The organism is Planococcus salinus (assembly GCF_003719725.1).
Classification (GTDB): Bacteria; Bacillota; Bacilli; order Bacillales_A; family Planococcaceae; genus Planococcus; species Planococcus salinus.
The window spans coordinates 1-21144 of sequence record NZ_RIAX01000015.1 but is presented as its reverse complement, the minus strand read 5'-3'; the positions used below and the strand labels follow the sequence as shown (position 1 = coordinate 21144).

Annotated in this window: 23 protein-coding genes and 1 riboswitch; of the genes, 6 read left to right on the top strand and 17 right to left on the bottom strand. The window is 46.5% G+C overall.

What is annotated here, in order from left to right:
- Positions 1-380 precede the first annotated feature (380 nt).
- Positions 381-1040 (top strand): HAD family hydrolase, encoded by a 660-nt coding sequence (locus EEX84_RS14780; protein ID WP_123166419.1) that lies wholly within the window; start codon positions 381-383, stop codon positions 1038-1040.
- Between the two features lie 183 nt (positions 1041-1223).
- Here the strand turns inward: EEX84_RS14780 and pcp are convergent, their stop codons facing one another.
- Entirely contained in the window at positions 1224-1829 is a 606-nt protein-coding gene (gene pcp, locus EEX84_RS14775; RefSeq protein ID WP_123166418.1) for a pyroglutamyl-peptidase I, read from the bottom strand.
- A 181-nt stretch (positions 1830-2010) separates the two neighbouring features.
- On the opposite strand from pcp, the gene EEX84_RS14770 reads away from it, so the two are divergent.
- Together EEX84_RS14770 and EEX84_RS16645 are read left to right on the top strand one after the other, a co-directional pair.
- Positions 2011-2898 (top strand): hypothetical protein, encoded by an 888-nt coding sequence (locus EEX84_RS14770; RefSeq protein ID WP_192892983.1) that lies wholly within the window; start codon positions 2011-2013, stop codon positions 2896-2898.
- A gap of 172 nt (positions 2899-3070) precedes the next feature.
- The gene (locus tag EEX84_RS16645; protein ID WP_192892982.1) at positions 3071-3241 is read left to right on the top strand and encodes a hypothetical protein; all 171 of its coding nucleotides are present in this window, start codon (positions 3071-3073) and stop codon (positions 3239-3241) included.
- Between the two features lie 87 nt (positions 3242-3328).
- Here the strand turns inward: EEX84_RS16645 and EEX84_RS14765 are convergent, their stop codons facing one another.
- The 5 genes from EEX84_RS14765 to EEX84_RS14745 form a co-directional block, all read right to left on the bottom strand.
- Positions 3329-4336: an LLM class flavin-dependent oxidoreductase gene (locus EEX84_RS14765; RefSeq protein WP_123166417.1), complete on the bottom strand. Its 1008-nt coding sequence runs from the start codon at positions 4334-4336 to the stop codon at positions 3329-3331.
- Between the two features lie 207 nt (positions 4337-4543).
- Positions 4544-5311 carry an STAS domain-containing protein gene (locus EEX84_RS14760; protein ID WP_123166416.1) on the bottom strand — a complete coding sequence of 256 codons (768 nt, stop codon included), beginning with the start codon at positions 5309-5311 and terminating at the stop codon, positions 4544-4546.
- Positions 5286-5945 carry a cobalamin B12-binding domain-containing protein gene (locus EEX84_RS14755; RefSeq protein WP_123166415.1) on the bottom strand — a complete coding sequence of 220 codons (660 nt, stop codon included), beginning with the start codon at positions 5943-5945 and terminating at the stop codon, positions 5286-5288. Before EEX84_RS14755 ends, EEX84_RS14760 begins: the two co-directional genes overlap by 26 nt.
- 16 nt (positions 5946-5961) lie before the next feature.
- Entirely contained in the window at positions 5962-6315 is a 354-nt protein-coding gene (locus EEX84_RS14750; protein WP_123166414.1) for a hypothetical protein, read from the bottom strand.
- Positions 6312-6617, bottom strand: coding sequence for an antibiotic biosynthesis monooxygenase family protein (locus EEX84_RS14745; RefSeq protein WP_123166413.1), 306 nt, complete (start codon positions 6615-6617; stop codon positions 6312-6314). The genes EEX84_RS14750 and EEX84_RS14745 overlap by 4 nt, the downstream gene beginning before the upstream one ends.
- A 189-nt stretch (positions 6618-6806) precedes the next feature.
- A riboswitch (SAM riboswitch) is annotated at positions 6807-6910 on the top strand.
- Between the two features lie 137 nt (positions 6911-7047).
- On the opposite strand from EEX84_RS14745, the gene EEX84_RS14740 reads away from it, so the two are divergent.
- Positions 7048-8160, top strand: a complete 1113-nt coding sequence (locus EEX84_RS14740; protein ID WP_123166449.1) for a 5-methyltetrahydropteroyltriglutamate--homocysteine S-methyltransferase — start codon at positions 7048-7050, stop codon at positions 8158-8160.
- Positions 8161-8385: 225 nt separating this feature from the next.
- Here EEX84_RS14740 and ystJ read toward each other — a convergent pair whose 3' ends face one another.
- The 9 genes from ystJ to EEX84_RS14695 form a co-directional block, all read right to left on the bottom strand.
- On the bottom strand, positions 8386-9624 hold the full coding sequence (ystJ, locus tag EEX84_RS14735) for an NADP-dependent malic enzyme (RefSeq protein ID WP_123166412.1): 1239 nt from the start codon (positions 9622-9624) through the stop codon (positions 8386-8388).
- A gap of 144 nt (positions 9625-9768) precedes the next feature.
- On the bottom strand, positions 9769-10533 hold the full coding sequence (locus EEX84_RS14730; protein ID WP_123166411.1) for a 3-hydroxybutyrate dehydrogenase: 765 nt from the start codon (positions 10531-10533) through the stop codon (positions 9769-9771).
- Between the two features lie 15 nt (positions 10534-10548).
- The gene (locus EEX84_RS14725) at positions 10549-11313 is read right to left on the bottom strand and encodes an SDR family NAD(P)-dependent oxidoreductase (protein ID WP_123166410.1); all 765 of its coding nucleotides are present in this window, start codon (positions 11311-11313) and stop codon (positions 10549-10551) included.
- A complete protein-coding gene (locus tag EEX84_RS14720) occupies positions 11310-12260 on the bottom strand; it encodes a 3-hydroxyacyl-CoA dehydrogenase family protein (protein ID WP_123166409.1) in 951 nt (316 codons plus the stop codon). Before EEX84_RS14720 ends, EEX84_RS14725 begins: the two co-directional genes overlap by 4 nt.
- A gap of 88 nt (positions 12261-12348) precedes the next feature.
- Positions 12349-13668 (bottom strand): GntP family permease, encoded by a 1320-nt coding sequence (locus tag EEX84_RS14715; RefSeq protein WP_192892984.1) that lies wholly within the window; start codon positions 13666-13668, stop codon positions 12349-12351.
- A 114-nt stretch (positions 13669-13782) separates the two neighbouring features.
- Positions 13783-15063 (bottom strand): histidinol dehydrogenase, encoded by a 1281-nt coding sequence (gene hisD / locus EEX84_RS14710; RefSeq protein WP_123166408.1) that lies wholly within the window; start codon positions 15061-15063, stop codon positions 13783-13785.
- A gap of 92 nt (positions 15064-15155) precedes the next feature.
- Entirely contained in the window at positions 15156-16142 is a 987-nt protein-coding gene (locus EEX84_RS14705) for a LacI family DNA-binding transcriptional regulator (protein WP_123166407.1), read from the bottom strand.
- A gap of 161 nt (positions 16143-16303) precedes the next feature.
- Complete coding sequence (locus EEX84_RS14700) at positions 16304-16492, bottom strand: hypothetical protein (protein WP_123166406.1); 189 nt, start codon at positions 16490-16492, stop codon at positions 16304-16306.
- Between the two features lie 54 nt (positions 16493-16546).
- The gene (locus tag EEX84_RS14695) at positions 16547-17254 is read right to left on the bottom strand and encodes a hypothetical protein (protein WP_123166405.1); all 708 of its coding nucleotides are present in this window, start codon (positions 17252-17254) and stop codon (positions 16547-16549) included.
- A gap of 126 nt (positions 17255-17380) precedes the next feature.
- Here EEX84_RS14695 and EEX84_RS14690 point away from each other — a divergent pair, with 126 nt between their 5' ends.
- Positions 17381-17878, top strand: coding sequence for a hypothetical protein (locus EEX84_RS14690; RefSeq protein ID WP_123166404.1), 498 nt, complete (start codon positions 17381-17383; stop codon positions 17876-17878).
- 202 nt (positions 17879-18080) lie between these two features.
- Positions 18081-19502, top strand: coding sequence for a YfcC family protein (locus tag EEX84_RS14685; RefSeq protein WP_123166403.1), 1422 nt, complete (start codon positions 18081-18083; stop codon positions 19500-19502).
- A gap of 53 nt (positions 19503-19555) precedes the next feature.
- On the opposite strand, the gene EEX84_RS14680 is transcribed toward EEX84_RS14685, so the two are convergent.
- A complete protein-coding gene (locus tag EEX84_RS14680; protein ID WP_123166402.1) occupies positions 19556-20239 on the bottom strand; it encodes a DUF4956 domain-containing protein in 684 nt (227 codons plus the stop codon).
- Positions 20240-20241: 2 nt separating this feature from the next.
- Positions 20242-21003, bottom strand: coding sequence for a polyphosphate polymerase domain-containing protein (locus EEX84_RS14675; RefSeq protein WP_123166401.1), 762 nt, complete (start codon positions 21001-21003; stop codon positions 20242-20244).
- Positions 21004-21144 lie beyond the last annotated feature (141 nt).

Below are 21144 nucleotides of genomic sequence, written 5' to 3'. Positions count from 1 at the left end.
ACCGGTGCTCCTGCATCGCTTCGCTGCTTCGTCGCAAAGGCATCGGCCAAACTATCTTTGGCCAATGCCTTTCCCGCCATGAGCCGAGAAGAGCACTCGTCTCATAGCTCCGCCCAGCCCGTGGACGCGCCGGCGCTAAGAAATTTATTAAATAAGAGATAGGCTTCTGTTTTCCTGCTGTTAAACTAAAAGATATGGAGCAAAACAGCGGAGACTCCAGCGGGATAGCGAAGTGTCGAAATCCACTCGGGCGTCCAGCCCGAGTTAGTTCGGCGCAAGCCCGCAGGAAAGCGGAGCTGTTTTGCGGAATATCGACAATTAGAGATCATTAAGTTTAACTTATTATAGAGATTAAATTATGACAGACCGGAGTGATAGTTGTGCGCGTAGCCATATTCGATTTTGACGGAACATTGTATTCGAAAGAGACTTTTCAGCTGATGATGGACCATTTAAAACATCACCCTGAACATAGCAAGCGATACCGGATGTTTTACCGTGCCATTCTTCCTCCTTACCTGGGGCACAAATTGAAGATTTACCCGGAGAAGAAAATGCGCCAGCGATCAGTCCAGGCGTATCTATCAGCGCTTCAGACTTTTTCGCGAAATGACCTGGAACAGTATTTTCAGGAGATTGCGGAGAAAATGCACGCTGACATGAACCCCGGCGTGGTCGAAAGGCTCAAGCAACATGTCGCAAACAATGATTATGTCATGCTGGTATCAGGCGCTTTCATGCCGCTGCTGGAGGCAGTGACCAAAGAAATGCCAATCCAGACCATCATCGGCACGGAAGTCCCCTACAAAAATGATCTGCTGGACCACCGGACTCCCATCGCCCATATACAAGGCCCGTTGAAAACGGAGAAAATAAAAGAGGCTTTGGCCGGCAAAGAGATCGATTGGGCGAACAGTTCTGCATACGGTGACAGCTTTTCTGACTTGCCTGTGCTGGAGCTGGTGGGAAATCCCGTCGCCGTCCAGCCGGAACCCCGCCTCAAAACCGTGGCCCAACAACGGAATTGGGAAATCATTTAGAGTCTATATAAAAACAAGCCGGCTGCGCATTTGCACAGCCGGCTTGTTTTATGTGTTTCTTCGCGATTAGAGCGAATTATTTGCGTTTGAAAATTTTTATTTGCGAGGAGGAGAATTTATTTGCGATGGCGGAAATTTTTTTGCGTTCCGACCTAAAAACCCCTAAAACCGACCCACTCTGTTCTATTCTGATAAGCTTTCGATGCACACACGCACACCTTTTACCAGGTCCTCATGCGACCAGCTCGGAATCTTGCCATGCTGAATCCCCAGCTCATGGGAAGCCGGCATATGGAGAAATCCCGAAAGCATGTCCGGCTTTTGCGTTTTGGCGTAATGCAACCCTTCGTACATGACATTGTTGCACAAATAAGCGCCAGCCGTATTGGACACGTCCGCCGGCAAGCCGGCTTCAATCAGGCGATTGACCATCTTGCGGATCGGCAAAGTGGAGAAATAACCTTCTTCCCCTTCCCCGCGGATCGGCTCATCCACCGGTTTATGCCCTTCGTTGTCCACTGCACCGTCTTTTACATTGATCGCAATGCGTTCCGGTGTCATTTTAAATCTGCCTGCAGCGAGGCCCAGCGAAATGACTGCATCCGGCTCCACTTCTTTTATCAGTCCAAGCAGGCGTTCTCCTGATGAGTGAAAATCCACCGGCAAAATCCTGCCGATCACCTCATACCCACCGATCGTTTCGCTTTCCAGTTCCTCCACCACTTTCATCGTTGGATTCACTGTAAAGTCAAGGAACGGTTCAAATCCCGTCAGTAATAATTTTTTCATCATTAATCCCTCCATCTTCCATTATACAAAACTGCCTGTCTAAAAAATAGAACGGATACAGCCCCCTTCTGTCGACTCTTTCCTGAAAGTTCATCGCATGCTCAAATCTTCCACTGATTCTGTCCTTTTGCCATGCTATAATCGAAGAAGCATGACAAAGCAGACAACAGAGGTGGACATTTTGTTCAGAAAGATCACGTTATTGATATTGGTCGTATTTTTTATGACGCTTATTTTATTCGCGGGCATGATGTATATGACGCACGAAGAAGAAGTCCATTCTGTGGACGGATTAAGCTTGACGATAGACAAACCGACGCTTTTTACACTTTCCGATCCTGAAGTCAGTGAAGAAGGTTCTGATATCCGACATGAACGTGCCATCAAGCTGCTCGGTCTTCAGCTCGGAACGTATACCATTGTGGAACGGACGTTGGACAATGATGTCAAGCTGCTGTTTGAAGAAGTCGATAATACCGGATGGATGCCCTATGCACTTTCCTTGAATATGTCAGGTCTGGAAGGCGGGGAACTGACTTCCTGGAACCCTGAACCCGTTGACCCATCAGAGGACCCTGTATACGGACAAGACCCGACAAGCAACCCTTTCGGCGCTATTGAATGGAATGGCAACGAGTTGCTTCAGGGCCAAATCTATGTATCCAGAGAAATTACACTCGGCGATGGTACAGAAGTTATGGAACTCCGCCACGAAAACCCCAATTTGGAGTTTGAAGAAGGCACCGTCCTGAAAAGTTTCTGGCTGCCTCCGAAACATATTTCCCAGACATGGACCATGCTGGCGCCAGCACCTTTGTTTGCAAGCGAAGAAGCTGAACAGCAATGGATCGACTTTTCGTTGAATAATCGACAGGAGCAATTGAATTGGCTGACCCCTGAAGGCCCTTTGGTGAAACTTCCACTGACGGACGACCCGCGGACGCAAATGGCCTATGGCTTTATCGCGGAACGGACACAAGACCCCACTTCAGCCGAATGGAACGAAACCTCTCCTTCGTTGTTTTTCGAATCGATGATATTGAACGCTGAAGTAAATCAGGACAACTAATAAAAAGCCGGCATACCGAAATCGGTGTGCCGACTTTTTCATTTCAAAAGAAAAAGAATCGGCAAGCCGTATCGCTTCAAAATAAATTGAAAAATCAGTATACTGATGATAGATAGAAAGATGTCTTCCTCATCCATACCACTATTGTGAAAAAACAAGGAGGCTGGTCAGCATGAACCGCGAACGTCTGAATCCAAAAGAAATCGAACGCCGTTTGGATGAAGATTTTATGGCATCTCTTGATATGGTCGGTGAAGGAGCACCTGATTACTCTGTGTTTGAGGAAGACGACGCACTGGAAGCAGAGAAAAGTGAAGAGATCAAAGCAAAAGACCTTCACTGATCTTCATGGAAGCACCTCTCTCGAATGGGAGGTGTTTTTCTCTGTGCATTGAAAAACCTCCTGTCTCATGAAGACAGGAGGTTTTTATCATTCCATCATTTCAGCCACAAGTTCATAGGACCGCAGACGGTCTTCCTGATGGAAAATCTGCGAATTGACAATCACTTCGTTGGCTCTTGTTTTCTGGATGAAATTTTTCAGTTTTTGCTGGACGACATCCGGTGTTCCAACGATCATGGAATCGCTGTCCAGCTTTTCCCTGAAGATGGCGATTTCCCGGTCAGTCCAAACTTCTTTCAAATCATCGATCGGCGGTTGGAATGTGGTCGGTTCTCCCCTCATCAGCGAGAACATCTGCTGCTGTGAGGAAGTCGCAAGCCATTCCGCCCGTTCCTGTGTATCGGCAGCAATGATGTTGACCCCTACCATCGCGTACGGTTCTTTCAAGGCAGCAGACGGCTTGAAATTCTGATGATACAATTGCAGCGCCTGCATGGTGAAGTCCGGCGCAAAATGGCTGGCAAATGAGAATGGCAAACCTTTATAGGCAGCAAGCTGTGCGCTGAAGCCACTGGAACCCAGAAGCCAAATCGGAATGTCCAGGCCTGTGCCCGGATACGCGCGAACCCGTCCAGCCGGGTTGTCGGAAAAGTAGTTCTCCAGTTCATCGACCAGCTGAGGAAATTCATCGCCGCTGCTGTGAAGCGTCCGTCTCAGCGCAAAAGCCGTTGATTGGTCGCTTCCTGGTGCGCGCCCCAGACCCAGATCAATTCTGCCTGGATACATCGCTTCCAGCGTCCCAAACTGCTCAGCAATGACGAGCGGTGCATGGTTCGGCAGCATAATACCGCCGGAACCGACACGGATGGTCGAAGTCGCTCCTGCGATATGGCCGATTAAAACGGACGTCGCTGAACTGCCGATGCCTGGCATATTATGATGCTCAGCCAGCCAGTACCGGTTAAATCCCAGCTTTTCTACATGGCGGGCCAGCTCCACGCTATTTTTGAACGACTGGCCTGTTTCGCTTCCTTCATTGATCGGCGCCAAGTCGAGAACGGCAAGTGGGATATTTTCAAACTTCTTTGTTGGCATTTCATTCACTCCTTATCTTTACCATTGTAGCGATTAAATCGGATCAATTCATTTTTTCAGCTCACAACGGCTGATCCGATAGTACGGCAGTGACTTTTGCCCACTACTTTACACCTTCGGATCAGAACAGGATCTGCAACTATTCCTTCTTCTTTTCCAATAAAACAAGCCCGCCCTCTGCAGACAGTGGACTGGGCTGAAACATCTCTATTTCACCAGATTCAGCGATGTCAAAACTGAATGAAGCGAGGATTCGAAGCGCAATTCCATTGCGTCTTTCAAGAAATGCAATTGCTTCGCATGTTCCGGCTTGACGCCCGTAATGATGCCTTCGACTCCCATGATCCGCAGGCTTTGAAACATGGATTCCAGAAGAGTGACACCGTCAGCTGCTATCTGCTCCATTGCCGTCAAATCGATGATAGCGGTCTCCACATCCTGTTCATAGACTTCATTCAAAATTTGAGAACGGACCGCTTCGATTTTTTCAGAGTCCAAATCTCCAAACAACGGAATGAGAAGCTGTTGCCTGCCAATTTTGATACAGGGGGCCGACAACTCCCTCACCTGCTGCAACAACAGCTCCGTCCGTTCCTTTTCACGCAGCAAATCGAAGTTGGTATCATTCAGCCGCTTTCTCAAGGTGATCAATTGATTGGAAATTTCGTTGATCCGGTTGTCTTTCGGAACAATGATGACGTTCACAGCAGAAGCACTTTCCCAACGACTGTGTACATCAGCCAATAACAGCTCTTCCGTCAACGTTTTAAAATTCAACTCCAATGCCGCAGAACTCTTGTCCGGCTTGAAAAAATGGCGCGCTTTGTTTTGGCTGCCCGAGTCAAGCAAATCCAATAAAGATGCGCAACGGCCAAACAGAGCCTCTGCTTCCTTTGAACAATCCGTGATAGCCAAATTGCTGTCCAGTTTGAGTGCCGGCAATGGACATTCAGCCAATTGAGAAATGGAAGTCATCGTCTGCCTCCTTTCCTGTTTGAATCCAGTCTTTCAATTGTTGTAAATCTTTGACCACAACGGTGCCTTCCTCACGGATAAAAGAAGGATCGGCAATTGAAACCGCTCTTCCTCCCAGGAGAATGACAGGCTTGAAATCGAGTTCCCGGAATGCTGCTGCATATTGCTGCAAAGCGGGCAAACGATAAACCAGTGCCGCTGACAATGCCACCACTTCCGGCTTCCAGCGTTTGGCGGATTCAATGGCCGACTCCAACGGAAGGTTCGGTCCCATATAGTGAACCTGCCAGCCATTTTCTTTAAACAAAGATGAAACCATTTTCATCCCGATATAATGGCCTTCTCCTTCAGGCCCCAGAATCATTGCTTTCCTTTTTATCCCCTTGATTGATTCACGCTTTAACTCAGCAGCAGATACTACAAAATCGCACACGGCAGTCGCCAGGTGCTCATCTGCCACACTGATGATATTATTTTCCCACAATTCGCCGATCCGGTACATCGCCGGCGTTAACAACTGATGATAAAGATCTTGTTGAGAATGTTGCTGTAAATATTGTTGAACCAGCTGCAGCGCCTTTTCTTCTTCTCCTGCCAAAAACAAATCAGCCAATTCCTTCGGTTGGATCTCCATAGTAAGCTCCTTTAATTCACGTTTGCTTCAAGCATGAGATTGCTTCTTCCAGGCATTCCAGCATAAATACACGTTCATCCTCTTCCAGATGCAGCGGAAGAATATCGATCAGTCGCTCAAAGTTATCAATAATCAGCGCCGTCTCTACATTCCGGCTTGTCAAAACGGTTTCCAGCCAAGATGAGTAATCTGTGAAGATTTTTTTGTCTTTTATGGAAAAGGCTGTTTCAAGGTGGTCCAAATGATGAAGATTGTCTTTTTCGGTATGTACAAATCCACGCTCGCCGAACCGTTCCCAAAGAGTTGGATATGCTTCGTATATGCTCTTAGCTGTTGCAGCCGCAATGTGCTGTTTCGTTTCCATTTTCATCGTGCCACCACTTCGTATTGCCGGACTTTCGGGATGATTCCCGCCAATTCCTGATCCGGGTAATTCTTTTCGAGGTCGTGGATTTCTTTGAATTCCTGGCTTCTTACCCAAGCCTGGTACGCTTCCTTTGTCTGCCATTCCATGTGGACGGTTAACTCATTCGTTTTTTTAACATTCTGTATGAGCCGGAACGAATGAAACCCAGGGGCATTATCAACCCGCCTGGAACGGTTTTGATAAATCCCGATGACTTCTTCTGTTTTATCCGGCGGCACCAGAACAGTTGAGGTGACAATATACATGTTTTTCTCCTCTTTTGTGTGATTTTGATTATTACATTATAACATTTCGGATATCGTATTAAAAGAAATGCACTATCCCTGACTCCGTGCAAGAATTAACCAAATTAACTTCTTCAATTTTTCTTGTATTCAGTGAATTCTTCAGGTAAGCTTATACTCATCGAAACAAAATCTAATTTCATATGATATTTCTTATCAAGAGAGACGGAGGGAATTGGCCCTTTGATGTCTCAGCAACCAGCCGACAGGCCACGGTGCTAATTCCAAAAGGCCAAACGCCTGGCAGATGAGAAGAATTCATTTCCTTTCGCAGGGAGCTTTCTTCTTTTTGAAGAAAGCTCCCTGTTTTGTTTTGACTGATGACTCGTGCAAAAGCCACAAACAGGCAGAAGAAAAGTACTCCCATTACATTGAGAAAGAAGGAATTTACATGACAATCAAAACAGCCACCCAAGCCCCATTCAAAGCCGATCACGTCGGAAGCTTGCTGCGTCCTGAAAATTTGCAGCAGGCAAGGCAAAAATTCAAAGACGGCGAAATCACAGCAGGACAGCTGCGTGAAATCGAAACACAGGAAATCAAACGGATTGTCGATAAGCAGATTGAAGTTGGCCTCAAAGCTGTAACAGACGGGGAATTCCGCCGGACTTTTTGGCATACGGATTTCATGTCGCATATTAATGGCTTTGAAGGATACATTCCTGAGAAAGGGTATCAATTTCACGAAGGGGAAACAGAGGCATATGATGTTCGCAATATTGGAAAAATCTCCTTTAATGAAAATCATCCATTCATCAAAGATTTTATCGAATTCAAGGACATTGTGGCCGACCGGGCAATTCCAAAACTGACAATTCCAAGTCCCAATCAGTTTTTCAATGAAGGAATCCGTGATGTAAAGCTGTATCCCGATATCGAAGTATATGCACAGGACATAATTCAGGCATACCGGGATACCATTCAAGCATTTTATGACGCAGGTGCCCGTTATATCCAGTTTGATGATGTGTACATCGCCGGCCTTTCCTCCCCGGACATTCCGTTCAACGACGGGCAGTTCTCAAGAGAATTTCTTATTGATCTGGCTTTGCGTGTCGCCAACGGTGTCCTGGAAGGAAAGCCTGAAGATTTGTCCATCACGACTCATCTGTGTCGCGGGAATTATCGTTCGGACTGGGCCTTCAAAGGAAGCTATGCATTAATTGCTCCGACTTTATTCGCTAAAGAAAAAGTCGATGGCTTTTTTCTGGAATATGACGATGAACGCTCTGGCAGCTTCGAACCACTGGAGCACATACCAAATGGCGGCGCAAAAGTGGTGCTCGGTGTTTTTACGTCGAAAAAAGGTGAGTTGGAAGACAAAGAAACCATCAAAGCGCGTATCGATGAAGCCGCTCAATTTGTGCCATTGGAGCAGATTTGCATCAGTCCCCAATGTGGGTTCGCATCCACGCACCATGGCAATAAGCTGTCAGAACAGCAGCAATGGGACAAACTGAAGTACATCGTCGATCTGTCAGAAGAGATTTTTGGCGAAAAATGATGGAATTTAATGGACTGGGAGCTCTGTAAGCGAAGAGCTCCTTTTTTTATATTTTTTCAGTGATTCCTCCTGCTTGTTATCGCGACTTTCTCTATTTAATATCAAAAACCAGCAAAAAAGCCACTCCAATTCCATAAACACTCTGTCATGTTTGGCTTTTCGCCAATGATGGAGTGTTTATGTCATTAAGAGTGGCTTTCTTTCACTAATTGTTAGACTGTAAACTCAAATTGTTTTCACGCCTGTCAAACTGCTTTCTTTGCTGTCTTTTGGTCCGGATGTTCTCGGCCGCAATGCAACACCTGATTCTTCCGCTGCTTGCGATACAGCTTTGGCGACAACGGTCGCCACACGCGGATCAAATGGGGCAGGAATGACATAATCCACATTCACTTCGTCTTCCCCAAGCAAATCAGCAATTGCCAGAACAGCCGCCATTTTCATCGAGTCGTTGATTTCAGTGGCACGGACATCCAAAGCGCCACGGAAAATCCCAGGAAACGCCAGGACATTATTGACTTGGTTCGGGAAGTCGGAACGCCCCGTACCAATCACTTTGGCTCCGGCTTCTTTAGCCAGATGAGGCAGAATTTCCGGATTGGGATTTGCCATGGCGAAAATGATCGATTTAGCGTTCATCGTTCTGATCATGTCTTGTGTCAACGCGCCTTCCGCAGAAACTCCGATAAAAACATCCGTTCCTTCAATCACTTCTGCCAACGAACCTTCTTTTTTCGACTGGTTGGTGATTTTTGCAACTTCTTCTTTATAGGGATTCATGCCGTTGGGACGTCCTTCATAAATAGCGCCTTTTGTATCACACATTACCAGATCTTTGACACCGAATTTGCTCAGCAGCTTGACCACCGCAATCCCTGCGGCTCCGGCTCCATTCACGACTACGCGGGTTTCTTCCAAAGTTCTGTCCGTCAGCTTCAGAGCGTTGATCAAACCCGCGAGCGTAACAATCGCCGTCCCGTGCTGGTCGTCATGAAAGACCGGGATGTTCATCTCCTTTTTCAAACGCTCTTCTACAACAAAGCACGTAGGCGCGGAGATATCTTCCAAATTCACACCGCCAAAACCGGGTTCCAGTAATTTGACGGTATTCACGATTTCATCAGCATCGGTGGTTTTCAAGGCAATCGGAAACGCATCGACTCCGGCAAACTCTTTAAACAGTACGGCTTTTCCTTCCATCACAGGAAGAGATGCTTCCGGGCCAATATTGCCAAGTCCCAGAACCGCAGTTCCGTCTGTAACAACAGCCACGGTGTTCCCTTTCATCGTGTATTCGTATACTTTTTCAGGATTTTGTTCAATTTCTTTGCAAGGTTCTGCGACACCAGGAGAATAAGCAAGGCTTAGATCCCGTTCATTTTCAACTGCCACTTTCGAGTTGATTTCCAGTTTCCCTTGATGTTTGCGGTGCAATTGTAATGCTTCCTGTTTTAAGTTAGACATTGCCTCATCTCCCTGATTGGTTTTGTTAATTATAACGAATCTATTCAGGATTAAAAGCTTTTTGTTCCACATTTTTAAACTTTCAGTCTTTTGTATGAGACGAAAAAGCCGCTCTGTCAACGAGCGGCTTTTTGAGCGCGTCACCTACTGGGCCGTATATCCACCATCCAAAATTACCGCTTGGCCGGTCATCCCTTTGGCCGAATCACTTGCCATATACAAGGCCAAATCCGTCACTTCTTTCACATCCAACAGGCGCTTTTGCGGAACAAGTGGATACAGCACTTCTTCCAATACTTGTTCAAGCGCGATATTGCGCGTCTTGGCCAAATCGGCGAACTGGTTGCGCACCAGCTTTGTATCCACATAACCCGGACAAATCGCGTTGACCGTCACACCGTCAGTGGCTGCTTCAAGCGCTGCCACTTTTGTCAAACCGATGACGCCATGTTTGGCGGAATTGTATGCCGCTTTGCCGGCGAATCCGATGACGCCATTGATCGAAGCCATGTTGATGATGCGCCCGAACTTTTGCCGGCGCATATGGGGCAGAGCATACTTTGTGGCAATAAACGGAGCAGTGAGCATGATTTTCACCAGCAGTTCGAACTTTTCAGTCGGAAAATCCTCAATCATCGAGACATGCTGCATGCCGGCATTGTTCACAAGAAAATCGATGCGTCCGAACGTTTCCACAGTAAAGTCGATGGCTGCCTGGATGTCTTGTTCTTTTGTCACATCACAGACGATTCCTCTTGTGTCTCCTCCAAGTTCAACGACCGCTGAATCGACGGTTTCCTGTACCAAATCCGATATAACTACAGAAGCACCTGCTTCAGAAAATGCTTTGGCAATATCATAGCCGATTCCCCGTGCCGCTCCAGTGATAAATAACACTTTTCCTTTCATCCCATTTCCCCCCGTTTAAATAGCGGTCCAGCCGCCATCCACTTTGATTGTTTCTCCTGTCACAAAGTTCGACAGATTGGAAGCCAGATACAAAACGGCTCCTGAAATGTCTTCCGGCTTGGACAATCCATCCAATAAAATGCGGTCATCGATTTCTTTCTTGAAATCGGCGTCTTCAAGCATTTTGGCCGTCAACTCGGTTTCAATGAAAGTTGGCGCTACTGCGTTGACACGGACGCCCTGCTTGGCCCATTCGACTGCCAAAGCCTTTGTCATCTGCACAAGACCGCCTTTGCTGGAGCAGTAGGCGGCCCGCTTGTAATAACCGACAAACGCCATCTGGGAAGCGATGTTGATGATTCTCCCGCTTTGTTGTTTCAGCATATATCCTGCTGCCGCCTGGCTGGCGAAAAAAGCAGATTTCAGATTCAGGTCGAGTACTGTGTCCCAGTCTTCTTCTGTCACTTCCATTGCAGGTTTTGCGATATTGACACCGGCATTATTGACCAGCACGTCCACACTGCCAAACGTTTCCGCTGCCGTGTCGATCAACTTCCGTACTTCCCGGATTTCACTTAAATCTCCCGGGACAGCAATGCATTTGTCATTGAATTCATGAAGCTCCGTCAATGTTTTGTCCAGTGCTTCCCGGTTGCGTCCGGAGATTATGACATTGGCGTTCAGTCTTGCGAAAGTCAGTGCGATGTCTTTGCCGATACCTTTGCTGCCTCCGGTCACGACGACAGTTTTGTTTTCAAGTTCAGAAAAATATCCCTTCATTTCTCTTCCTCCCTGCTGTTTTCCAAATCCTTTTTCAAGAAATGGATCAGTGTTTGCTCCCGTTCTGCATTAATCCGTTCCGACTCATTCCGTTCCCACTGGTAAAACCCTTCACCGCTTTTATCCCCCAGTTTCTTTTCATCAACCAGCCGGCTCAATGTTTCACCGGATTGCTGATCATTGCTGAGATCGGCGAACAAATAATTCGAAATGGCCGAAAAAATATCCAATCCGCCCATATCCGCTGTCATCAAAGGACCAGTGACCGGCAAACGCCGACCAATGCTGTATGTAACCGCCGCATCGATATCTTCTTTCGTGGCAGCACCTGCGTCAAGCAGTGCCTGGGCTTCCCGAAACAAAGCATATTGCAGCCGATTGCCGATGAATCCCGGGATTTCCTTCTTCAACAAAATCGGTTTTTTGTTCATGGACTTCAGAAGTTCCATCGAGCGTTCAACTGTCCCTTCATCCGTCTGCTCGCCAGATACCACTTCCACTAAAGGAATCAAGTGAGCCGGGTTCCAAAAGTGAGTGACCAATAAACGTTCGGGATGCTCCATTTCTTCTGCCAAAAGAGTCGGTCTGAAGCCAGATGTGTTGCTCGCGATGACGACGTCTTCCGGAACAAGCGTTTCGAGTAGTTTATACAGTTTCTTTTTCTGTTCCAGCACTTCCGGAATGGCCTCGATGATAAAAGTCGAGTCAGCGACCACATCTTCCAATACGATGGAAAAATGGATTTGGTTCCGGATTTTTCGTGCGGCTGTCTCATCAAACAACTTATTTTCCATCATCACCTTAAGTTTGCTTGCAAGGCCTTTTTCGGCGTTTTCCAGATCTTTTGTGTTTACCCCGTAGACGCTGACTTCCAGACCTGTCCATGCGGCTGACAAAGCGATGGAATGTCCCATCGTACCTGAACCGATGATTGCCAGTTTCTCCATTTATTACACCCCTTCTTCATTCGTATGTAAAACGACGTATACCCAACAAACTACCATATTACTAGTCTGTTGGGTATCCATTACTATATTATAATCCCAGAGAAAACAGCACGACTGCCAATGCAGCACCAAGCAATGGTACGACAACGGACAATGCACCAAACGCAGGGTATGCATCTTTATGTGTTTCTCCGGCAATTGACCGGATGGTTGTCACCACATAACCGCCCTGCGGCAATGAATCCAGTGATCCGGAAGAAATGGCTACTGTACGGTGTAACTCCTCCGCATCAACGCCCATATCCAGATAATGCGGCGCCAGCAGCGGCAACGCAATCGCCTGACCGCCTGACGAAGATCCTGTAAGCCCGGCAATGACCGCTACAGCAAGTGCGCCGCCAATCAACGGGCTGCCTGGAATATCCGTCATAACATTGACTGCCGCTTCAAAAGACGGAGTAGCTTTCACGACGCCACCAAAACCGACTACTGCCGCCGTATTGGCGATGGCAATGACCGCACCCATCGCTCCGTCACCGAATGCTTTCGCCAAGTTATGGAAGTACTTGCGGTTGATGATATATGTAGCTAAAATTCCGCCGCTCAATGCAATGATCAATGCGGAAGTTCCCAAAATATCATGGAAAATAAACGAAACGATTAAAACTACCAACAACGGAATCATGCTGAGCAGTGGATTCGGCAATTTGCTGCTTGGTTCTGCAGTCGGGTCCGTCGGTCTGGAGACGAAATGCTCCCCTTTCGATTTCGCTTTGTTGATCATTTTCGTCAGCCACCAGTATCCGAACACCATCATAAAGACAGCGACAATTAAACTGACTTCCCATCCTGCATAAGGAGTTGTATTTAAAAACTCAATTGGAATCCAGTTCTGGATTTCCGGAGAACCGGCTGAAGTCATCGTAAACGTGGTGGAACCGAAAGCAAGTGTCGCCGGGATAAAACGTCTCGGCAAGTCTGCTTGTTTAAACAAGCTGAGTGCCATCGGGTAGACCGAGAAAGCTACGACAAACAAGCTGACGCCGCCATATGTCAAAACAGCACAGGCAATGACAATTGCCAAAGCCGCCCGTTTCATCCCGATTTTCCCGACAATCCACTGGGACACACTGTCTGCAGCTCCGCTGTCTTCCATCACTTTACCGAAAATGGCCCCCGTCAGGAACATCAAATACCAGGAACCGATGAAGCTCGTAAAACCATCCATGTAATTCGTTAAGTAGTTTACACCACTTTCGTCTTCTAATAATTGCGGAAACAACGGCAAGCCGTTCAATACCGCGACGAACAACGCTGTCAGCGGTGCGGCGATCAGAAGATTCATCCCTCTCATCGTCAAAAACACCAATAATGCCAACCCGCCGAACATTCCGATCATCCCAATAATCTCTAACACTGATAAAACCTCCATCACCTGCACATAAATTCTTTCATATAAACAGGCAGTATGACTCCCGCTTAAAGCTTGAAACAAGCGAGAAATCTACTGCCCGTAAATGCCTTATTGTTTTCCGTATCTTCTTACTCGAAGTAGTGCCTGTTCAGCATGTCCCTCGAAGTTTTCCAATTGGCAAAGACGCGCAGCGTATTCGCCGATATATGCGCTCGCTTCAGGGGTGGTCACTTTCTGGTACGTTACGGTTTTAATGAACTTGCCGACCCATAACCCGCCTGTGTAGCGTGCTGCACCTTTTGTCGGCAATGTGTGATTCGTACCGATTACTTTATCTCCGTATGCAACATTCGTTTCCGGCCCCAGGAACAAGCAGCCGTAATTCGTCATGTTTTCCAGGAAATAATCCGGGTTTTCCGTCAAAATTTCCACATGCTCGAATGCCAAACGGTCCGCTTCGATCCGTGCTTCCTCAATCGAATCAACGATTAAAATTTGCCCGTAGTCTTCCCATGACACGCTGGCCACATCTGCAGTCGGCAATGTCTCCAATTGGCGTTCAATTTCTTTCACTGTTTCTTCAGCCAGCTGTTCAGAAGTTGTGATCAAAGCACCCGGCGAAGTTGGTCCGTGTTCGCCTTGTCCCAAAAGGTCTGTAGCGATCATTTCAGCATCTGCTGTGTGGTCTGCCACCACCAGCGTTTCAGTAGGTCCGGCAAACAAATCGATGCCGACGCGTCCATATAGCTGACGCTTCGCTTCTGCTACAAAGGCGTTACCTGGTCCGACAATCATATCGACCGGTTCAATCGACTCGGTACCGATGGCCATGGCGCCCATTGCCTGGATACCACCCAAAAGGTAAATTTCGTCTGCTCCGGCAAGTGACATAGCAGCGATTGTGGCATTCGGGATTTCACCATTGATCGGCGGAGTGCAGGCGATGACCCGTTTGACGCCCGCCACTTTAGCGGTCAGAACACTCATATGTGCCGAAGCGACCATCGGGTAGCGGCCACCTGGAACGTAGCATCCTACACTGTTTACCGGGATATTTTTGTGACCTAAAATAACGCCTGGAATTTGTTCAACTTCCACGTCGTTCAAAGAAGCCAATTGCGCTTCAGCAAACGCGCGGATGTTTTTCTGTGCAAATTTAATGTCTTCAATAACGCTGTCAGGAACTTTGGAAACGATTTCATTTATCTGCTCTTCAGTTAACCGAAAAGACTCCGGAGACCATTTATCGAATTTCTCAGATAATTCACGAACTGCCTGGTCGCCTCTTGTTTCAACATCTTCCAAAGCTCCAGCTACGATTTTCGAAACTTTCGAATCGTTGGCACTCACTTCTTCCGGTGATTTGCCCGCTTTAAATACTTTAACCATTTTATTACCCCCATCATCGTTTTTTGAATACGTATTCAAAATGGAACTAATTCAAAGAATAGGCGAATCATTTCCGATTGTCAACTCTATTTTTACGTGGTTTTTCGTTCAATAAGCGAACCATCCACTTCTACTGTCTTGATCAAACCGCTGTATTCGTCAATTTCTGAAAGCAGATAGTTTACTGTTTCTTCAACCATTTTCTCAATCGGCTGCTCCCATGTCGTCAACTCGTACGCCGGCCAGGATGCCATATCGATGTTGTCAAAACCAATGATTTTCGTATCTTCCGGGACACGGATGGAATGTTGGCGGAGTGCATCCAATGCGCCCAAAGCCATAATGTCATTCGCTGCAAAAAACGCAGAAGGCACCTTCTTGCCTTCGAGCACTTTCAACGTGGTTGCATACCCTCCTTCGTACGTAAAGTCAGAAGCATATTTCCTATAGGCGACCTGGTTCCGTTCAAGAGTTTCCCTGAAGCCGGCTTCCCGTTCCCTGCTGGTCGACGTGTTTTCATTTCCGGCGATATAAACCATGTCCCCGCCGCCTTTGCCGATCAAATACTCCGCTATCTGCCGGCTGGCGCTCAGGTTATTGCAGCAAACAGTATAGAATTCGCCCGTTTTCAATTTCCGGTTGAAAAGCACCAGCGGAATTTCGTTTGACCTGAAAGCTTCTGCAGCGCTCAATGCCATTGTCGCATCTGTAATGACGACGCCTGCCACATTGTAATTCAGCAAAGTCTCAATATCTTCTTTTTGGATTTCGTCGTTGTTCGTATGAACGAATAAAACGCTGTAACCCCATTTTTTGAAAGAAGCAGTGAACTGCTGCAGCACCTGCGGATAAAATGGATTTTGCACGCCTTTCATAACCAGACCGATAATTTTTGTCCGATTTGTTATGAGACTTCTGGCAAACTCGTTCGGCCGGTAGCCAAGTTCTTCAGCAGCAGCCAGTACTTTCTTCCTTGTTTTTTCCGACACGTTCGCCCCTTCGAAATAGACCCTTGAAACTGATGACTGCGAAACTCCTGCAAGCTTTGCTACGTCCTTGGCGGTTACCACGTTTTTCATTCGTCCTTCAACCCTTTATCACTTGATTATCTACAAGCTTACACTACTTTTCAGTGAGTGGAAATCCAAAGACAATACAGAGTCAAAAGTTTCTACATTTTTGATGCAACTGCTGTGTTCATTGTCCTGGACATCACGGTTGGATTACCCATTCACCGACTTTAATCTCCTTCCTCAGAATCTTCCATGTCTTCATAGTCTTCCAAGTCGTCTTCATCCGGCGGATTGCCGTCGGTTGCATCGGTGTCAGGGCCCGGAACTTCGACTTCCGGTACAGCAGGCTCATCAGCTCCACATCCACCCAACAGCAGCGCGAAAACCAATCCGAAGGCAGTCAACCAGGTTTTCATATTTTTCCCTCCTTTCTGTTCTGGAGAATTTTTATTATTCCCAACTGATGCCGGCTATTCAATTGTTTCAAGCGAGGATGTAACCACGAACTCCTCTTCCCCTTCTTCTGATAAAAATTCACGTTTCACTTCGCCGAAACCTTCTGTGATATACGAACGACTGACCGAGCTTTCGCTTTTGTTCTCAATCACAATGGCATCTTCAAAGGTGTCATAAGGTGTTTCAACTGTCGCTCCTGTTTCAACGATGGTTCGACCGTTCATTTTGTTGCCTTCTTCAATCGGAAACTCCAAATAAGTGGAAATGGGTTCCAATGCGCTCAGTTCTTCGGCAGTCGCTGTGTACTCTTCGTAAAACTCCGGTTCTTCTTTCACCAGTTCCACTTTATCCTCAGACAGCCGGTAAACACGCAAGAGTATAGTGCCTCCGTTGTCTTCATATAAAGCGATGTGGTCTTCCTCCAGATATTCCGTGCGAATGCTGAGCGCGGCATATTCAATGCCTTTTCCTTCATAAGTCGCTGTTGTGCCGTCTTCCATGAAAAATGCATATGGATCCACATTTTCCCCTTCGCTTTCTCCAAGTTCTTCTTCAGAAGCCTCCTCTTCAATGGCTTCTTCGACTTGTTCCGGGTCTTCATCGGTTACATTGGTATCAGATCCGGCCGGAATTTGCACTTCGGGTTCGGGCGGGGCGTCATCGCCGCACGCACTTAATGTCAACAACGCCAGCATTCCAGCGGCGATTGTCATTTTCTTCATAAAAATCTCCTCCTTCAAGCATAATACGGTAAGCGAAGATTCTTTTATTTCCAATCCAAGTACACTGCATTTTTGTTAAGATAAGGAAAGCGATAGGACGCAACTTTTTAAGTGAGGATGAAAAGGATGAAACGCATACTACTGACAGTTTTTGGCTCAGCGGTTTTTTTCCTGGCCGGCTGTAATGCAACTGAAACTCCGACAGCCGAAAAGGCGGTACATGGAACGCAGGAAACGGATGAAAGCTGCAACCAGGAATTATTGAAACAGGACCTGCACGACATCTCCGACCAGGAATGGGAAGTCATTTACTTGTCAAAAAATGATTTCGACCAGTATCTGTCTGATTTATCCAAAGCAGGTGAAGCCGGGATGCAGTTGGTCGCCAACGTTAAAATGAACCAAGGCGAAATTATCATCACATTGAATAACAGGGATGGTGAATCTCTCGATAATCTTTTTGCAGCCCCGTATTTCGATACGTTAATCCGTCGCTTATACGTCAATTCTGCTTATTTCGATAACCAGCAGCCAACCATTATCGTCAAAGATCTGAACGGTACTGTGCTTGCCGAAAACAAAGAAGCAATGGACACCGGAAAAATCGATGCATACATGGATTGACAGGTCTTGCTGCTAAAACGAATAAGGGCTTCGCCTCTTCTGAAAATGAAACTTTCCCGTTTCTTTTTCCATACCCTTCCCGCAGGTCAAAAAAACTCAACTGAGCCGGCTGCTCGTGTTACATACCTGACTTTCAAGGGTATAAGGTCACTAAGCCAATTGCTTTTTCTGCAATTGAGAAAAACCGAATGGAGGGAGTACCATGGCCAGACATGAAGAGTCAAAAGAGCCGGAGAAGAAACGGAAATGGAAAGTTCCCCACATCTACGTCATCTTGTTCATCATGATTGCACTTGCCTCCCTTGCCAGCTATGTGATTCCAGCCGGCCAGTTTGACCGGGTGGAAAATGAAAGCGGAGCAGAAGTTATTCAACCGGAAACCTTTTCTTATATTGATGCTACGGCTGTCACTTTTTATGAATTCATGTTCTCTATACCAGACGGCTTCATACAGACAGCCGAAATTATTTTCGGTATTTTGATGATCGGCGGAATGTTCGCGGTTATCGAACGCACTGGAGTTATTTCCATCGGCGTCAATAAACTGGCACAGAAGTTTTCCGATAAAGGGCTCTGGATTATCCCTACCTTGATGATCCCATTTGCTTTGTTCACTACATTTACCGGCCAGGTAGAACTCAGTTTAATTTACTTGCCGGCCATCCTGCCGTTGGTCCTGAAATTGGGCTTTGATAAAATCACAGCTACCGCCATTGTCCTTGTTGCGACCATTTCGGGATTTTCCCTGGCATTGACAGTGCCGGCCAACCTCGGGACCGCCCAATTAATCGCGGAACTCCCATTCTACTCAGGCTTGTGGTACCGGGCAATTATATTAGCCGTTGTTTTATCGGTCGGCATGTTTTATGTCTGGCGTTACGCAAAAAAAGTGCAAACCAATCCCGAATTGAGCATTACGTTTGATGAACAGGATACCGATCAGCATGAAGATACCGATTTTACTGAAACCAAAGCAACCAAAAGACAAATTTATACATCCATCACATTATTGATTGCGTTTGCTTTCCTGCTTTTTGGCCTATTGAATTATGGCTGGTATTTCCGTGAATTGACTGGATTATATGCACTTATCGGAGTAGCTGCAGGACTCGTCGCGGGACTCAGCACCACGGAAATTGCAGAGTCTTTCAATGAAGGGTTTAAACGCATCTTGCTGGGCGCCATCGTCGTCGGGATTGCACGGGGAATCGCTGTCGTCCTGGAAGCAGGAGAAATCATGGATACCATTATTTTCGCTTTCGGGAATTTTGTCGATTTCATGCCGAATTCATTGACGGCAGTGTTCATGATGGTTGTGCAGGCGTTGTTGAACTTTCTGATTCCTTCCGGCAGCGGCCAGGCGATGGTCACTATGCCAATCATGACCGGCTTATCCGATTTGACCGGTGTGACGCGGCAGACGGCTGTACTGGCGTTCTTGATGGGTGACGGCTTCACCAACATTTTTTATCCGACATCCGGCTATTTTATGGCGACACTTGCCATCGCGGGTGTACGCTGGGAAAAATGGCTGAAGTTCATTTTTCCGCTTCTCATTGTTTGGTATTCCATTGCCATCGTCTTCCTGATCATTGCGCAGTTTATCGATTATGGTCCGATGTAGAAGAAATCCCGTTGCAAATACAAAGCCCAAGACCCACGCCTTGGGCTTTTTTATTATTCTTTCGCCTGCAGGTAAGACAGCGAGACTTTTAAGTTGGCATTGCGTTCCCTGATGACATCGAGGAGTTCACGGTCTTGTGTCGTACTTTTTCTGCGGATGGTAAATGTATAAAGGATCATGGTCCCCAGATTCACGGTTTCCACCTGACGCAAATGATAATCTTCCGTTTTGTCTTTTAAAATGTCATCGAACATGTTTTCATGGTTCAAATTTTCCGGCACCGTCACTTTCAATACCTGTGTATCATGGCCTCTGCCGTAATCCGCTTTAAACAGGAAATAAAATACTGCGCAAGCAAACAAAGTCAGAACAATCGCCAATTGAAATTGGTACAAGCCGCTGGTCATCCCTACGCATAACCCGAAGAAAATATAAGCGATGTCTTTGGCATTGGTAACAGCACTTCGAAAACGGATCAGTGAAAAGACCGCAAACAAACCGAATGCTACTCCCGCATTGCCGCTGACCACATTCATGACCACCGATACCACGACACTCATCATAACAATGGTGTGGACGAAATCCTGTGAGTAACTTTCACCCGTAAAAGTCATTTGATAAACTTCGGTGATTACCAAGCTCAATACTGCAGCAATAGCCATTGCGGCTAAACTTAACCAAATGGTCGATTCTCCTGTAGCACTATTGTAAGTAAACAGCCTATCGATTAATTCCATTTTCATCTTCCTCCCCAATTTGTATTTTCCAATAACCCGCATTGTTGATGTAAGCAATCCTCCAACAGCTCCATGCTGGAACAAAACTTTGACGCACTGCGCTGTTCACATTCAAGAGATTGGAGAATGCGCGTCAGCCAAAGAGGGACGCTGTCATTCACTTTCACTTCAAGCACTACCAGATTCGAATCGATGAAATAAATGCCATGCGCTCCTTGTTCCAACAGTAAATCCTCTTTTCTGCACCGTAATTCCAAATCAAATGTGACACGGAGATCCGCGTCTTCCATGCCGTGAAAAGCCTGTCGGTCATAGCTGATAATCATTTTGGGTTCCAGCTGATAGTACTTCATAAAGTAATCGATTTCCCGCAGCACCTGGAGGTTGGAAGACTGGTAACTGTTCAAGTCAGCCGTATCTCCTTCCTGCAAATAACGATAAGCTTCGCGAAGCGGCATGATCAATCTTCTTTTGTTGACGACATTATCATGCTTTTGCTTTACTTCAAAAAACGCATCTCCTCCAATAGACGTAACGCCGTACGTACGCAGACGAAGTTTTTGCCTGTACTTCAGCTTGTTTTTTGTTTCAAAGTAAATCTGCTGCTCCGCATTGTCGAAATACAGGCTTGATACCGTATATTTTCCATTTTGCCCGTATTTGTCTGGCCGCATATACATTTGCAGCTGTCGAATCAATTCTTTATATTGCGGTTTTGTGATTAAATACTTCTGTTCCCTTCTTCTGAAAATTTCCAAAGCCATGATACGCTCTCCTTTCATTAGTTTTTCTTACTGGGATAAGTTAAGTGTAACGGGCAATTATGTGAATCTTCTTAAACGATTATGAGAAGTTCATGAGAATGAAATCGAGTAGAGGGAAAATAAGCTAACTTATTTTCGCCC